Source organism: Microbacterium sp. K2, from assembly GCF_051365005.1.
Lineage (GTDB): Bacteria > Actinomycetota > Actinomycetes > Actinomycetales > Microbacteriaceae > Microbacterium > Microbacterium foliorum_B.
In genome coordinates this window covers 138,923-153,872 of sequence record NZ_JBLWII010000005.1, presented here as the reverse complement: position 1 = coordinate 153,872, position 14,950 = coordinate 138,923, and the positions used below count along the sequence as shown (strand labels likewise).

15 protein-coding genes are annotated in these 14,950 nt (G+C 69.0%); 8 read left to right on the top strand and 7 right to left on the bottom strand.

Features of this window, described 5'->3' with window-relative positions; genetic code table 11:
• Positions 1 to 123: 123 nt before the first annotated feature.
• The 4 genes from ACLKOY_RS14885 to ACLKOY_RS14870 form a co-directional block, all read right to left on the bottom strand.
• Complete coding sequence (locus tag ACLKOY_RS14885; RefSeq protein ID WP_436454350.1) at positions 124 to 1,791, bottom strand: DUF222 domain-containing protein; 1,668 nt, start codon at positions 1,789 to 1,791, stop codon at positions 124 to 126.
• A gap of 337 nt (positions 1,792 to 2,128) precedes the next feature.
• Positions 2,129 to 2,518: a GNAT family N-acetyltransferase gene (locus ACLKOY_RS14880; protein ID WP_436454349.1), complete on the bottom strand. Its 390-nt coding sequence runs from the start codon at positions 2,516 to 2,518 to the stop codon at positions 2,129 to 2,131.
• 82 nt (positions 2,519 to 2,600) lie between these two features.
• On the bottom strand, positions 2,601 to 2,774 hold the full coding sequence (locus ACLKOY_RS14875) for a hypothetical protein (protein WP_436454348.1): 174 nt from the start codon (positions 2,772 to 2,774) through the stop codon (positions 2,601 to 2,603).
• A gap of 25 nt (positions 2,775 to 2,799) precedes the next feature.
• Complete coding sequence (locus ACLKOY_RS14870) at positions 2,800 to 3,663, bottom strand: EamA family transporter (protein WP_436454347.1); 864 nt, start codon at positions 3,661 to 3,663, stop codon at positions 2,800 to 2,802.
• Between the two features lie 263 nt (positions 3,664 to 3,926).
• On the opposite strand from ACLKOY_RS14870, the gene ACLKOY_RS14865 reads away from it, so the two are divergent.
• The 3 genes from ACLKOY_RS14865 to ACLKOY_RS14855 are packed head-to-tail and all read left to right on the top strand — an operon-like array spanning position 3,927 to position 7,251.
• Positions 3,927 to 5,210: a M18 family aminopeptidase gene (locus tag ACLKOY_RS14865; RefSeq protein WP_436454346.1), complete on the top strand. Its 1,284-nt coding sequence runs from the start codon at positions 3,927 to 3,929 to the stop codon at positions 5,208 to 5,210.
• 47 nt (positions 5,211 to 5,257) lie between these two features.
• Positions 5,258 to 6,703: a purine-cytosine permease family protein gene (locus ACLKOY_RS14860; RefSeq protein WP_436454345.1), complete on the top strand. Its 1,446-nt coding sequence runs from the start codon at positions 5,258 to 5,260 to the stop codon at positions 6,701 to 6,703.
• A complete protein-coding gene (locus ACLKOY_RS14855) occupies positions 6,700 to 7,251 on the top strand; it encodes a cysteine hydrolase family protein (protein WP_436454344.1) in 552 nt (183 codons plus the stop codon). Before ACLKOY_RS14860 ends, ACLKOY_RS14855 begins: the two co-directional genes overlap by 4 nt.
• On the opposite strand, the gene ACLKOY_RS14850 is transcribed toward ACLKOY_RS14855, so the two are convergent.
• On the bottom strand, positions 7,248 to 7,958 hold the full coding sequence (locus ACLKOY_RS14850; RefSeq protein ID WP_436454343.1) for an MBL fold metallo-hydrolase: 711 nt from the start codon (positions 7,956 to 7,958) through the stop codon (positions 7,248 to 7,250). The two genes, ACLKOY_RS14855 and ACLKOY_RS14850, sit on opposite strands and share 4 nt — an antisense overlap.
• A gap of 79 nt (positions 7,959 to 8,037) precedes the next feature.
• Here ACLKOY_RS14850 and ACLKOY_RS14845 point away from each other — a divergent pair, with 79 nt between their 5' ends.
• Positions 8,038 to 8,565: a TetR/AcrR family transcriptional regulator gene (locus ACLKOY_RS14845; protein WP_436454342.1), complete on the top strand. Its 528-nt coding sequence runs from the start codon at positions 8,038 to 8,040 to the stop codon at positions 8,563 to 8,565.
• A gap of 122 nt (positions 8,566 to 8,687) precedes the next feature.
• Positions 8,688 to 9,743 carry an alpha/beta hydrolase gene (locus ACLKOY_RS14840; RefSeq protein ID WP_436454341.1) on the top strand — a complete coding sequence of 352 codons (1,056 nt, stop codon included), beginning with the start codon at positions 8,688 to 8,690 and terminating at the stop codon, positions 9,741 to 9,743.
• A gap of 28 nt (positions 9,744 to 9,771) precedes the next feature.
• On the opposite strand, the gene ACLKOY_RS14835 is transcribed toward ACLKOY_RS14840, so the two are convergent.
• Both ACLKOY_RS14835 and ACLKOY_RS14830 read right to left on the bottom strand, forming a co-directional pair.
• Positions 9,772 to 11,145 (bottom strand): pyridoxal phosphate-dependent decarboxylase family protein, encoded by a 1,374-nt coding sequence (locus tag ACLKOY_RS14835; protein WP_436454340.1) that lies wholly within the window; start codon positions 11,143 to 11,145, stop codon positions 9,772 to 9,774.
• 9 nt (positions 11,146 to 11,154) lie between these two features.
• Complete coding sequence (locus ACLKOY_RS14830; protein WP_436454339.1) at positions 11,155 to 11,811, bottom strand: TetR/AcrR family transcriptional regulator; 657 nt, start codon at positions 11,809 to 11,811, stop codon at positions 11,155 to 11,157.
• A gap of 92 nt (positions 11,812 to 11,903) precedes the next feature.
• On the opposite strand from ACLKOY_RS14830, the gene ACLKOY_RS14825 reads away from it, so the two are divergent.
• From ACLKOY_RS14825 to ACLKOY_RS14815, 3 genes are read left to right on the top strand one after another with little or no spacing between them, the layout of a single operon-like run.
• Positions 11,904 to 12,944: an agmatine deiminase family protein gene (locus ACLKOY_RS14825; protein ID WP_436454338.1), complete on the top strand. Its 1,041-nt coding sequence runs from the start codon at positions 11,904 to 11,906 to the stop codon at positions 12,942 to 12,944.
• Positions 12,941 to 14,656, top strand: a complete 1,716-nt coding sequence (locus tag ACLKOY_RS14820) for an amidase (protein WP_436454337.1) — start codon at positions 12,941 to 12,943, stop codon at positions 14,654 to 14,656. The genes ACLKOY_RS14825 and ACLKOY_RS14820 overlap by 4 nt, the downstream gene beginning before the upstream one ends.
• A gap of 30 nt (positions 14,657 to 14,686) precedes the next feature.
• On the top strand, positions 14,687 to 14,920 hold the full coding sequence (locus ACLKOY_RS14815) for a hypothetical protein (RefSeq protein WP_436454336.1): 234 nt from the start codon (positions 14,687 to 14,689) through the stop codon (positions 14,918 to 14,920).
• The last annotated feature ends 30 nt before the right edge of the window (positions 14,921 to 14,950 follow it).

Below are 14,950 nucleotides of genomic sequence, written 5' to 3'. Positions count from 1 at the left end.
GCGTTCCTCCGAATGCGGGCTGCGCTGAATGCGGGTGCGCTGAGATCACGTCCCGCCGAGCTCGCGTTCGCTGCAGTCTGAACGGTCTCCGGGGGCGCGACACAACCAAGACCAAGTGGCACGTCAACCCGCTCGGGCGAGGTGCGCCTGGGGCAGGTCGGCGGGGAGGCTGAGTCGTGGGGTGCGCCAGCGCTGTTCGGGGTCCCACCATGCCGGTCCCCGCACCTGTGGAAGCCCGTCGTTCATGCGGATCTCCCACCCGGAGGTGCCGAGGGATCGGTGATGCCACCAGCACAACGGCACACCGTTATCCGTGTGAGTAGGCCCGCCCCTGGCGTGTTCGGTGACGTGGTGGATCTCACACCACGACGCCGGCACATGGCATCCGGGGATCAGGCACTCCTTGTCGCGGGCGATGATCGCCCGGCGTTGGTGCACCGTGAACACCCGGTCGGTGGTCGTGATGCCGATGATGCGGCCCTCATCCATGAGGACACGCTGGATCGCTCCCGAGCACGCGACCTGCGCGGCCACCGAGACGGGGACGTGGGCGCCGGATCCGGGGATCGTCGCCCACCCACCGTTACCGGCGGCGGCACCCGCACACGCATCCGCGGCGCCTGCACCTGCACCTGCACCGAAGGCCGACCCATGGGCGAGTTCTTTCGCGTCGACGGTGACGACGAGCACCGGTGATGCCCCACCCAACGTGGGCACGTCCTTGTGTCGGGCCGCAATCGTCAGCGCAGCTGCGAGCGCATCATGGCGTTTCTGGGCCGCGGTGCGGTCATCGATCACGCTCCGCTCGTCCGTATTGAACGGGTCCACTCTCCCGTCCGAGCCGGCGTCTGCGTCTGCTTCGGGAGCGGCGTACGGGGCTCTATTCGGCCCGGCATCCGCGCCGAACCTCTCAGGGACACCATGCGAGTCATCGTCAGCACCCGCACCCGCGTCTGCGCCGGCATCAGCGCCGGATTCCGTGCCGCCGCTGGGGGTGAAGAACACCCCGGGCATGGGTGGGCCGTCACCCTTGGGGTTGAGGAGCGCGTCCATGATCAACTGAAACTGGGCCGCGACCTCCGGGGTCAGATACCCGCGGATCGCATGCACACCGTCCTTGAGGCGGCCGATCGTGATGCCCCGACGCCGCTTCGCGTCCTCGTCTTTGGGTTCTTGCCCATCGGGGTCGAACATCGACGCGAGATCCTCCGCAAGAGCTCGCAGATCCTCCGTCGTCGGCGACGGACCCGCCGCATCCGGGTCGGCATCCGGGCCTGCGTCCGGGTCGGAATCGACCTCGAGACCGTGCCCGCGGGCGCACCCCGCCAACGCCACATCGGCCGCCAACCGCTGGTCGACCGTGAGCCGATCCCACACCCGCTCGATCGGGCCGGTCGCGGCAAGGAACCCATCGACCCCGACAACCCCGTCCAGCAGCGCCGTCCGCAACTCCGGCCACCGGGCGGGAAGCCGCTCCCCCGACACCAGACTCACATCCCGCCGCACCCGGTCGATGACCTTCCCCACCCGGGTCGCACCCCGCGGATCGACGAGCATCGTCCGCTGCAACAGCTCGTTCTCACCCCGGCAGCCCGCCGCATGCGGGAAATCACCCATCTCCCCCGTCGCTACAGTCTCGACGACCACCGCCTCCACCCGCCGAAACGCCGACCCCGCGGCCACCAGAACGCTCACCCGCTCCGCATCCGACAGCCCCGTCAACGCGTCGTCGGACAACACCGAATCGAGGTCGGCGATGACCCGATCCAGAAGCTCTGCGGTGCTGTTCATACCTCTCATCCAACCCACCGCCACCGACATTCGAGGAGCAAAACTGCCCCGATTCACCCCAGATCAACGCCATATTCCGATCTACCGATACAGCGCGGAACAGGGCGCCCGTCCGGGGAGGACGAGCAGGAAAAGCGGGGAGATGAAGAGCGAGAGAACAGGGCACGGAGAACGACGAAGAAGAGCGAGAGCAGGGAACGGAGAACGACGAAGAAGAGCGAGAGCAGGGAACGGAGACGGAGAAAGGAGAGAAAGAGAAGGGGAGATCGAGAAGGAACATACGTCGCCAGGCGGCGCCGTGACCAGAGGTCGGCAGCACCAGAGGAAGGCATCACCGTCAGGCGAGTTCTGCCTTCATGAAGACGTCGACGGCGTCTTCGCTCTCCAGAACGAAGCCGTGCCGCTCGTACAGTCGCCGTGCCGCGCTGGCCTGCAGCACGTTGAGCCGGAACGGCCGCGTGCCGTCGCTCTCGGAGAGCAGGTGGGCGAGCACGGCTGCTCCTATCCCGCGGCCCTGAGATTCCGGCGCGAGATAGAAGTGCTCGATCCAGAGAGCGTCCGTTTCGCGCCTCACCGCCACCAGACCGACGTCTTTGCCGTCGACGACGATCACGCGGGTGTTCTCGGGAACGAACGCATCGAGGAAGCGCTGCCGCACGCGCACCGGGTCATATCGGCCGAGCCGCTCGAGGTCAGGTCGCATCACGACCGCTCTCAGCTCCGCCATCCAGACGGCGTCCGAAGTGCTGCTCGCTCGAAGACTCCATCCCGCTGACACAGGATCCATACAACCATCAGGAGCAGCACTCTCAGACCGACACCCACCGCGCACAGCATCCGTACCACGAACACCGCGCAGGACCAGCACCAGCACCACCGCGCAGGACCAGCACCAGCACCAGCACCCGCACACGAACACTGCGCAGCACCAGCACCAGCATCAGCACCAGCACCAGCAGCAGCAGCAGCAGCAGCAGCAGCACTGCACAGCATGCTCGCCGCCCGCAGCTACAGCGCGAGCAGCACGATCCCACCGGCGACGACCGCGGACGCGGCCAGACGCCATCCTGGCCGGCTCTCCTTGAGGGCGAACACCCCGAAGAGGCTGACCAGCACGACGCTCACCTCGCGCAACGGTGCGACCAGGGCCACCGGAGCGATCTGGATGGCCGTGAGCACCAGGATGTACGACAGCGGCGACAGGATGCTGAAGGCCACGATACGTCGCCACTGCGTGCGTCCGAGGGTGCGGACTGCCGCCCATCGGCCGCGAACACCGAAGGAGTAGAACGGGATCTCGAGCAGCATCGTCCCGACCATGAAGGCGACGGGCGAGAGGTTCCAGGTGCGCACCGCGTTGGCATCCCAGATCGTGTAGACCGCGATCGCGACCCCGGTGAGGAGACCGAACACGAGGCCCGGATCGAGGCGTCGAGACCGTTCGGCGCGTCCTCGATCGACGAGCCCGATCGCCACGACCCCGGCGATGATCGCGGCGACGCCCACCAGGGCGAGGGCGGAGGGCCGCTCACCGAACAGCAGGATGGCGACGATCACCGAGAGGAACGGTCCGGTTCCCCGGGCGGTGGCGTAGACGGTGGAGAGATTGCCCTCACGGTATCCGCGCTGGAGCACCGCCATGTAGGCGACGTGGAGCACCCCCGAGACTCCGACGCCCAACAGGAACGCGAGCACGTCGTCGGTGCCGAGGCCGCCGGTGAACGGGACGACGCCGATCCAGACGACGGTTCCCCCGACGGCTCCCCACCACAGGAACGGCATGCCCGCCCGGCTCACGCCATGGGCGACGATGTTCCACGCGGCATGCGTGACGGCTGCGGCGATGACGAGGGCGAAGGCGAGAGCAGACAACAGAGACCCTTCCGTGCATCGCGGGCGCGACGAACAGGGTCCTCCGGGCTTTTGTCCTGTCAGATGACGGCGCCCCTGCGGAGGGACACCGTGGCGCCGCTCGGACCAGACGGGACGAACCCCGGAACCCTAGGCGCTATCGAGAGCGACAGTACCTGCCGTGAGTGACCGGGAGGTGAACGGCACCAGCCCGGCACCCGACGGAATCGCCGTCAGGCGAACCCGATTACGATCGAAGGACCGCCCCTTCAGGAAGGTCCCCCATGCCCGTCACCCCGGACGCTCTCGCCCACGCCGAGGATCTCGCCGACTTCGTCGACGCCTCGCCCTCGAGCTATCACGCCGCCGCCGAGGTGGCCAGGCGACTCGAGGATGCCGGGTTCGCGCGCCTCGAAGAGGAAGAGGCCTGGGAGGTGACCCCCGGCGGACGCTACGTCGTCGTGCGCGACGGCGCCGCGATCGCCTGGACGGTGCCGGCGGATGCCACCGCCACCACACCCGCGCACGTGCTCGGCGCTCACACCGACTCCCCCGGCTTCAAGCTCAAGCCGCAGCCGACCACCGGGTCGAAGGGCTGGCTGCAGGCAGCCGTGGAGGTGTACGGCGGACCGCTGCTGAACTCCTGGCTCGACCGCGAGCTGCGCCTCGCCGGCCGACTCGCCCTCGCCGACGGACGGGTGGTGCTCGCCGACACGGGAGCGCTGCTGCGCCTCCCCCAGCTGGCGATCCACCTCGACCGCGACGCGAACACGGGCCTCGCACTCGACAAGCAGTTCCAGACGCAGCCCGTCTGGGGCCTCGGCGACCCGACGCAGGAGGACATCCTCGCCGAGCTCGCAGGGTCGGCCGGAGTCACGGCATCCGACATCCGCGGGTACGACGTCGTGATCGCCGACACGGCACGCGGGGCGGTGTTCGGCAAGGATCGCGCGTTCTTCGCCTCAGGCCGTCTCGACGACCTCGCCTCGGTGCACGCCGGCGTGGTCGCACTCGAGTCGATCGACACGTCGGCGTCCGGACCGATCGCGATCCTGGCGGCCTTCGACCACGAGGAGCTCGGCTCGAACTCGCGCTCCGGCGCGGCAGGTCCCTTCCTCGAAGACATCCTCGGACGCGTGTACGACGCGCTCGGCGCCGACGCCTCCGAGCGCCGCCGCGCCCTCTCGGCGTCGTGGTGCCTGTCGAGCGACGTGGGCCATTCGGTGCACCCCAACTACGTGCACAAGCACGACCCGGTGGTGCAGCCGGTGCTCGGCTCCGGTCCGATCCTCAAGCTCAACGCCAACCAGCGGTATGCGACGGATGCCGTCGGCTCCGCCGCCTGGCGCGACTGGTGCGACAGCGCCGACGTGGTCACGCAGGAGTTCGTGTCGAACAACAACGTGCGCTGCGGGTCGACGATCGGCCCGATCACGGCGACGCGTCTCGGCATCCGCACGGTCGACGTCGGCATCCCGATCCTGTCGATGCACTCGGCCCGTGAGCTCGCGGGAGTCTCGGATCTGCACGACCTCGCCCGCGTCGCGGGGGCGTTCTTCGCCGGCTGATCGTCGCTGACGCCCCCGCCGGCCCTGCGCAGTGCCAGGATGATGGCATGACGGACATCAAGCCTGGCCTCATCGAGCGCGCGGGCATCGAGATCATCCCCGAATCCGAGCGCACGGCGAAGCCTCGCGACCTGTTCTGGCCGTGGTTCGCGGCCAACGTGTCGGTGTTCGGCATGTCGTACGGGTCGTTCGTGCTCGGCTTCGGGATCTCGTTCTGGCAGGCGACGATCGTGTCGGTCATCGGCATCGTCGTGTCGTTCCTGCTGTGCGGACTCATCGCGATCGCCGGCAAACGCGGTTCGGCGCCGACCATGGTGCTCTCCCGCGCCGCCTTCGGTGTGCAGGGGCAGAAGGTGCCCGGCATCGTCTCGTGGCTGACGTCGATCGGCTGGGAGACCTTCCTCGCGATCATGGCCGTGCTCGCGACAGCCACCGTCATCACGCAGCTCGGCGGTGACGGCGACAGCATCGCGCTGAAGATCACGGCCACCGTGATCGTCGCCGCACTCATCGTCGTGGCCTCCGTGCTCGGGTATCACACGATCATGAAGCTGCAGTCAGTGCTGACCTGGGTCACGGGTGCCGTGACGATCCTCTACATCGTCCTCGCCGCGCCGAGCATCGACCTCGCCGCCGTCATGGCCCGCCCCGACGGCGGCCTCGGCCAGGTCGTCGGCGCCCTCGTGATGGTCATGACCGGCTTCGGGCTCGGATGGATCAACATCGCCGCCGACTGGTCGCGATATCAGAAGCGCACGGCATCCGATGGTGCGATCGTCGCGTGGAACACGATCGGCGGCTCGATCGCGCCCGTGATCCTGGTCGTCTTCGGTCTGCTGCTCGCGGGGTCGGACGACGAGCTCAGCGCGGCGATCGCCGCCGACCCGATCGGCGCCCTCGCCACCCTCCTGCCTCTCTGGGTGCTCGTGCCCTTCCTGCTCACTGCGGTGCTCGCGCTCGTCTCGGGCGCCGTGCTGGGCATCTACTCCTCGGGCCTCACGCTGCTCAGCCTCGGCATCCGCATCCCCCGCCCCTCCGCCGCGGCGATCGACGGCGTGATCCTCACGATCGGCACGATCTACGTGGTGTTCTTCGCCACCGACTTCCTCGGCCCGTTCCAGAGCTTCCTCATCACACTCGGCGTGCCGCTGGCCTCGTGGGCCGGCATCCTGATCGCCGACATTCTCCGGCGCAGGAAGGACTACGACGATGAGGCGCTGTTCGACAGCCGCGGCCGCTACGGCGCCTGGGATTGGATCTCGATCGGCACCATGGTGGTCGCGAGCGTGATCGGCTGGGGCTTCGTGCTCAACGGCTTCGCCGATGCCGCCCCGTGGAACAACTGGCAGGGCTATCTGCTCGGCCTGGTCGGGGGAGTCGACGGAGACTGGGCCTACGCGAACCTCGGAGTGTTCTTCGCCCTGGTGCTGTCGTTCGTCTTCACCTGGTTCGCTCGCGCCGGACGCATCCGCGCGCAGGAGGCAGCTGCGTGAGCAGGGAGTCCTGGCTGGTCGTGATCGACCCGCAGACGATCTTCGCCTCACCCGACTCGGCCTGGGCGTCGCCGTTCTTCGACGACGCGATGCCCCGCATCAGCGCGCTCGCCGAGTCGTTCGGCGACCGTGTGATCGTGACGCGCTGGATGCCGACCGCCGACCGCTCGACCTCGTGGGGCGCCTACTTCACCGCGTGGCCGTTCGCAGACCAGCCACCAGAGGACCCGCTGTTCGACCTCGTACCGCAGGCCGTCGGCCTGTCGCCGCATCCGACCCTCGATCTGCCGACGTTCGGCAAGTGGGGCGCCGCGATGGAGGCGATCACCGGCAAGGGAGCGCACGTCGTGCTGGCGGGAGTCGCGACAGACTGCTGCGTCATCTCGACAGCCCTCGCCGCAGCGGATGCCGGGGCGCACGTCACGATCGCCGCCGACGCCTGCGCGGGATCGACCGCCGAGAACCACGAGGCCGCGATGCGGATCATGGGTCTCTACCCGCCGCAGATCACGATCAGCGATACCGCGGCGGTGCTGGCGGAGCGCTAGCCGGCAGCGCGCACAGCCGCCGCGATGTCGGCGGGCGACCCGCGCCAGGGTGCTCCGTGGCCTGGTAGCACCCAGGATGCCGACAGAGCGGCCAGTCGGTCGAGAGACGCGGTGGCCTCCTCAGGCTCGTCCGTGAACGGCGCGGGCTGCGGGCCCACGCGCCCCGTCAGCACATGGCGCGTGGTGAGCGCGTCGCCGACGAAGACCGCATCCGCCGCGGGGATGTGCACCGCGATGCTGCCGGGCGAGTGCCCCGGCATCCCGATGACGACCGGGGATCCGGGGAGGTCGAGCACCTGGCCGTCGGCGACGGTCACGACCTCGGACACGTGCCGCGTGCGCAGTGCGTTCTTGCGCAGGCTGTAGGCGAAGAATCCCAGCATCGGACCGATGCGTGCCGGCCCCATCGGGGTCTTCGGCTTCTCACCCGTGCGCACCCGATGCGCATCGGCACTGTGGACGAAGACCGGCACATCAGCTTCACTGCGCAGTCGCTCGGCGAAGCCGATGTGGTCGCCGTCGCCGTGGGTGAGGACCAGACCGCGGATGTCGGAGAGCGGTCGGCCGAGCTCGGTCAGCTTTCGCTGCAGATCGTTCCAGTGACCGGGCAGACCCGCGTCGACGAGCGTGATCCCCTCCGGCAGGTCGACCAGATATGACGCGACGACGTCGTTGCCGAGTCGATGCAGGTGCGGTGCGAGCTTCATGGTCGTCCTTTCGTGGTGGTCTATGATGGCTACATTACGTAGCTATCATAGCTATTGTCAATAGCCATGAAGGAGCCAGATGCCGACCCCCGAACGAACCTCCTTGGCGGCCATCGTCGACGCCGGCCGCGACATCCTCGAAACAGCCGGCCCCGCAGGGCTGACGATGCAGGCTGTCGCCGAGCGCGTGGGCGTGCGGGCACCCTCTCTCTACAAGCGGATCCGTGATCGAGACGCCCTACTGTCGGCGGTCGCGGAGGCCTCCGCCGATGCGCTGACCAGCCGACTCGACACCGCGGGTGACGAGCTCCCCCTCCTCGCAGTCGCGTACCGCGCCTTCGCACACGAGCACCCCCAGGCGTTCCGCCTGTTGTTCACGGCGTCCGCGCCCGAAGACGCCCTCCATCGGACGTCCGCTCCGGTGCTGCGCTCCTGCGCCGAACTCGTAGGACCTGAGCATGCGCTCGACGCCGCCCGCCTCTTCACCGCCTGGGCGACCGGGTTCCTGCAGATGGAGCTCGCCGGCATGTTCCGGCTCGGCGGCGACGTCGACGAGGCGTTCGACTACGCGATGGGTCGCATCATCGCCGGGCTCACTGCTGCCTGATCACACGTGCGGGCGGGCGGATGCCGGTGCCGACGGCGTTGCGCATGCCGGTGCCGACGCCTGCGCCGATCCGTCGAGATCGACCGGAATACTGCCAAGATGATGCGCGGAGAGGGGTTTCCATGACCACGAGCGCGCACGAAGACGAGTCCGTCCGCCCGAAGAGGGCTCGACGGCCGTGGCACCGCACGAAGGTGGCGGTGGGGCTGGTGCTCCTCGTCGCCGCCGTGGTGGCGATCATCGGCGCGCTCACCCCATGGCCCTCGGCCATGCTCATCCGCTCGGTGTTCACGAAGGGCGGCGACGAGACCGCCGCCGAGATGGAGAAGCACGTCACCGAGGCGAAGCTCACCGAGCAGCTCGACGTCGCCTACGCCGACAGCGGCGCCGACACCACGATGGACGTCTTCACGCCGGCATCCGCCACCGGGCCGCTGCCGACGGTCGTCTGGATCCACGGCGGCGCCTGGATCTCGGGGTCGAAGGAGAACGTCGACCCCTACATGCGCATCCTCGCGGCCGAGGGCTACACCACCATCGCGCTCAACTACACGATCGGGCCCGAGGGCGTGTATCCGCTCGCGGTGCACCAGCTCAACAATGCGCTCTCCTACATCGACGCGCACGCCGATGAGCTGAACGTGGATCCGAACCAGATCGTGCTCGCCGGCGACTCCGCCGGCGGACAGCTGGCCAGTCAGATGGCGACGCTGATGACGAGCCCCGACTACGCCGAGATGATGGACATCACCCCGGCACTGAGGGCCGAGCAGGTGGTGGCGACCGTGCTGAACTGCGGTGTGTACGACCTCGCGGCGCTCGCGTCACTCGACGGCGTCGCCGGCTGGGGTCTCAAGACGTCGATGTGGGCGTATGCGGGAACCAAGACCTGGGCGGAGGGCTCGACCGGCTCGACGATGTCGACGATCGACTGGGTGACAGAGGACTTCCCGACGACCTACATCTCGGGTGGGAACGGCGATGGGCTGACCTGGCTGCAGTCGATCCCGATGGCCAAGCGACTCGACGAGCTGGGAGTCGACGTCACGACCCTGTTCTGGCCGGCGTCGCACGAGCCGGCCCTGCCGCACGAGTATCAGTTCCATCTCGACATGCCCGACGCCCAGACGGCGCTGCAGCAGACGATCGACTTCCTGAACGCGAACACCACGCGCTGAGGGTCGCGGCGCGGCGCGGCGCGGCGATCTACTTCATCGTGTCGAGGATGCCGACCAGGTCGTCGAACGTCGTGAGCGGGTTGAGGATCGCGAAGCGGGTGTTCGGGCGCCCCGCGTGCGAGCTCGGCACCACGAACGCGCGCTGCGAGTCGAGCAGCTCGTCTGACCAGCGGTCGTAGTCGCCGCGCTCCCATCCCTCGCGTTCGAACACGACGACCGAGAGCTGCGGGTCGCGCACGAGCCTGAGCTCGGTGCGGGCGGCGATCTCGGCGGCGATCCTCTGGGTCAGAGCGAGCGTCGCACTCACGGCCTCGCGGTAGGCGGTCACGCCGTAGGTCGCGAGCGAGAACCACAGCGGCAGCCCCCGCGGGCGTCGAGTGAGCTGGATCGAATAGTCCGACGGGCTGAAGTCACCGGCGTCGGTGAGGGTGTCGAGGTATTCGGCGTGCTGCGTGTGCGCTCGGCGCCCCGCATCGGGGTCGCGGTAGATGAGCGCGCAGCAGTCGAAGGGGGCGAACAGCCACTTGTGCGGATCGACGATCACCGAGTCGGCGCGCTCGACCCCCGCGAAGATGCCGCGGGCCTCAGGGGCGAGCATCGCGGTGAGCCCGTAGGCGCCGTCGATGTGCAGCCAGAAGTCGAACTCGTCTTTCAGCGCGGCGATGCCGGCGATGTCGTCGACGATGCCGAAGTTGGTCGAGCCGCCGGTGGCGACCACCGCGCAGATCTCGTCGCCGTGCTCCGCGAGCGCCGCACGCACGGCATCCGCCCGCAGCATGCCGTCGTCACCCGCGGGCACGAGCAGCACGTCGGCATCCATGACCTTCGCCGCCGACTTGTTCGACGAGTGCGCCTCGACGCTGCACACGATCTTCCACCGGCGAGGGAGCTCCTTGCCCGCCTCGAGCAGCTTCGCCTTCGCCGCCTCGCGAGCGGCGACGAGCGCCGACAGGTTGCCGATCGTGCCGCCCTGAACGAACACTCCACCGGCGGTGTCGGGGAGGCCGAACTCGGAGGCCAGGAAGGACAGCACCTCGTTCTCGGCGTGCACGGCGCCCGCGCCCTCGAGCCAGCTGCCTCCGTAGAGGCCGGATGCCGAGACCACGAGGTCGAACGCGATCGAGGCGATCGTCGGGGCGGTCGGGATGAACGACAGATAAGACGGGTGGCTCGTCGTCAGGCAGGCGGGGGCGAGGATGTGCTCGAAGACGCTGAGCGCGCGATGCGAACCGAGACCGGCGTCGGTGATCGTGGTTCCGACCAGACGATCGAGCTCGGCCGGCGACTGGGGCTTGTCGAGCGGCACATCGGCCGCCAGCATCCGGCGGCGCGAGTAGTCGAGCACCGCGTCGACGATCGCCGTCGATTCGGCCGAGGCCGCGTGCATGCGTTCTGCTCCCATGAGCTGTCCTTACCTGAGGGTTTCTGCGGGCTGTGCGGGCTCGACGATCGGAACGTCGAGCACTGCGGAGAGGGTTCGGCGAGCGAGATCGGCTCGATCGCGCGGCGCCCAGTGCACGAGCGAGTGGGCGCTCATGCCGTCGACCATGGCAAGCAGCATCCACGCCGACGAGTCCGGGTCGACCCGCAGCGGGCCTTCTCTCAGCACCGGGTCTTCGGCGACCGCGCGGGCGATGAGGTCTTCGAGGGCACTGTGCCAGAGATCCATCTCGGCGCGCACCCTGATGCCGAGCGCCTCGTTGCGGGCTCCGAGCGCCCACGACTGCACCCACACCATCGCGACGTCGTCGCGCGAGTCGTCGAGCAGCGTCTCGATGAGCCGCAGCAGGTTGGTGCGCAGATCGACGCTCGAGTCGTACGAGGCGATGACCTCGTCTCGCTCGGCCGCGACGATCGTGGTGAAGACCTCGGCGACGAACGACTCCATCACGGGCCGGTAGTGCGCGACGAGAGCCGGCGTGACGCCGACCCTGGCCGCGACGGCGCGCACGGTGAGGGCTTCGAGGCCGCTCTCCGCGGCGAGCGCGACGGCGCCGTCGACGATCGAGCGTTCGCGCTCCTCGGGCGGCAGTCGGCGGGGCGCGGCGGCTCTTGACGTGCTCTTCATCACGGGCTACCGTATCACTCGTTGATCACGTGTTCAATAGGGATCACGACTCCTCATCCCCGAGGTCGCGATCAGCAGCGAGGGAGACAATCATGGCCTGGCACATGCCCGCCGAGACCGCACCGCACGACCGCACCTGGATGGCGTTCCCCGCCGAGGGCCCGACGCTGGGCGAGACGGCGTCCGAGCGCGACGAGGGCTATGACACCTGGACGGCTGTCGCCCACGCGGTCGCCGAGTTCGAGCCGGTGTCGATGGTCGTCGACCCTGCCGAGGTCGCCCGCGCTCGGCGCATGCTCAGCAGCAGCATCGACATCGTCGAGGCTCCGGTCGACGAGTTCTGGATGCGCGACTCCGGCCCGACCTTCGTGATCGACGACGAGCGGCCCGGTGTGCTCGGCGCGGTCGACTGGATCTTCAACGGCTGGGGCGCGCCGGCCTGGGCGCAGTGGCAGAAGGCGGCGCAGCACGCGCGCATCATCGCCGGGGCCGTCGGCGCCGAGCTCGTGAGTTCGACCCTCGTCAACGAGGGCGGCGGAATCCACGTCGACGGCGAGGGCACCGTGCTGCTCACCGACACCGTGCAGCTCGACCCCCGCCGCAACCCCTACGCCGACAGGGCGCGCGTCGAGGCCGAGATGGCCCGCACGCTGGGCGCCACGAAGGCGGTGTGGCTGCCGCGGGGCCTCACCCGCGACTACGACGACTTCGGCACGAACGGGCACGTCGACATCGTCGCGACGCTCGTCTCCCCCGGTCGGCTGCTGCTGCACGAGCAGCAGAACCCCGAGCACCCCGACCACGCCGTGACACGCGAACTGCGCGAGCACCTCGCGCAGCAGACGGATGCGGCCGGTCGCCGTTTCGAGATCGTCGACCTGCCCGCGCCTGCGACCCTGCGCGACGATGAGGGCTTCGTCGACTGGAGCTACGTCAACCACCTGGTCACGAACGACGGCGTGGTCGCGTGCGGCTTCGGCGAGGAGCAGGCCGACGCCACGGCACGGTCGATCCTCGCCGATGTCTACCCGGGGCGCCGTGTGGTCACGGTCGATGCGCGCCCGCTGTTCGACCGCGGCGGCGGCATCCACTGCATCACGCAGCAGCAGCCGAGCGTGGGGGTGCCCGCATGATCGACGTGGTCGAGGCCTCCATCGCCGAACTGCGGCGAGCGCTCGAGACCGGAGCCGTGACCGCCGTCGAGCTCGTCGACGCGTATCTCGCGCGCATCGACGCCTACGACGGCCCCGAGACCGAGACGGCGCTGAACGCCGTCGTCGTCCGCAACCCCGAGGCGCTCGCAGAGGCAGCGGCATCGGATGCGCGACGCGCACGCGGCGAGACCCTGGGCACTCTCGACGGCATCCCGTACACGGCGAAGGACAGCTACCTGGTGCGCGGACTCACCGCCGCCGCCGGCAGTCCCGCGTTCGCCGACCTCTTCGCACAGCGCGATGCGTTCACGATCGAGCGCCTCCGTGCGGGGGGAGCGATCTGCCTCGGCCTCACGAACATGCCTCCGATGGCCAACGGCGGCATGCAGCGAGGTGTTTACGGCCGCGCCGAGAGCCCCTACAACGCCGACTTCCTCACCGCGCCCTTCGCCTCGGGGTCGTCGAACGGATCCGGCACCGCGACGGCGGCGAGCTTCGGAGCCTTCGGTCTGGGCGAGGAGACCTGGTCGAGTGGACGCGGCCCGGCCACGAACAACGCCCTCTGCGCCTACACGCCGTCGCGGGGCGTGATCTCGACCCGCGGCAACTGGCCCCTGGTGCCGACCATGGACGTCGTCGTTCCGCACGCGCGCACCATGGCCGACCTGCTCGAGGTGCTCGACGTGATCGTCGCCGACGATGCCGAGAAGCGTGGTGACTTCTGGCGCGCGCAGCCGTGGGTGACGCTGCCGCTCTCTTCCGAGGTGCGCCCCGAGTCGTACGACGCCCTGGCCGCAGACGCGGCGACTGCTCTGCGGGGCATCCGCATCGGCATCCCCCGCATGTACATCAACGCGGATCCGGATGCCGGCACCGCCGCCGACCCGGGCATCGGCGGGCCCACGGGGCAGCGCATCGAGACCCGCGCCTCGGTGATCGCGCGCTGGGAGGCGGCTCGTCGCGACCTCGAGGCCGCAGGGGCGACCGTCGTCGAGGTCGACTTTCCCGTGGTGACGAACTATGAGGGCGACAGACCGGGCGCACCCACCATCGCGACGCGCGGTCTCGTGTCGCCGGAGTATCTGCACCGCGAGATCGTCGACCTGTCGGCGTGGGGGTGGGAGGACTTCCTGCAGGCGAACGGCGACCCACGATTGAACACCCTCGCCGTCGTCGATGGGGCGACGATCTTCCCGCACCCGGAGGGTGCACTCCCCGACCGCTACACCGGCTTCGACGACGACATCGCCGAGTACCCCGACTGGGTGCGCGACAACCCCGGCGTCGGATTCGAGGACATGCCCGAGCTCGCCGACGGCCTGCGCGGACTCGAGGAGACCCGACGGATCGACCTCGAGGAGTGGATGGACGAGCACGAGCTCGACGCGGTCGTGTTCCCGGCCGTCGCGGATGTGGGGCCCGCCGACATGGACGTGAACGAGGCCTCCGCCGACCTCGGCTGGCGCAACGGCACCTGGATCGCGAACGGCAACCTGACCGTGCGCCACCTCGGCATCCCGACCGTGACGGTGCCGATGGGGCTCATGGCCGACATCGGCATGCCGATCGGGCTGACATTCGCAGGCCGCGCCTACGACGACGCGGCGCTGCTGCGTCTCGCCGCCGGGTTCGAGGCGATCGGCGCACCGGGCGAGCGCCGCACTGCTCCCCCGCGCACGCCGAGGCTCTGAGAAACCTGGCCCCGGGGTTACGCTGAGCGCATGGACAACGGGGTGATCCCATTCGCGCTGTTCGTTCTGCCGTTCTGGGTAGGGCTCATCGCCGTCGGCATAGTCCTCGTTCTCCTGATCCCGATCGGGATCAATGTCGCGATCCGGATCATCATCGACGGGATCCTCGCCAGTCGGCGAGGCCGACGAGAGCGGCGAGAGCGGCGAGAGCGGCGAGAGCGTGCCTACGTCAGGAAGCACCAGCCCAACATTTCACCATTGTGACGCTCGCCACGATTGTTATATGTTTGGCCT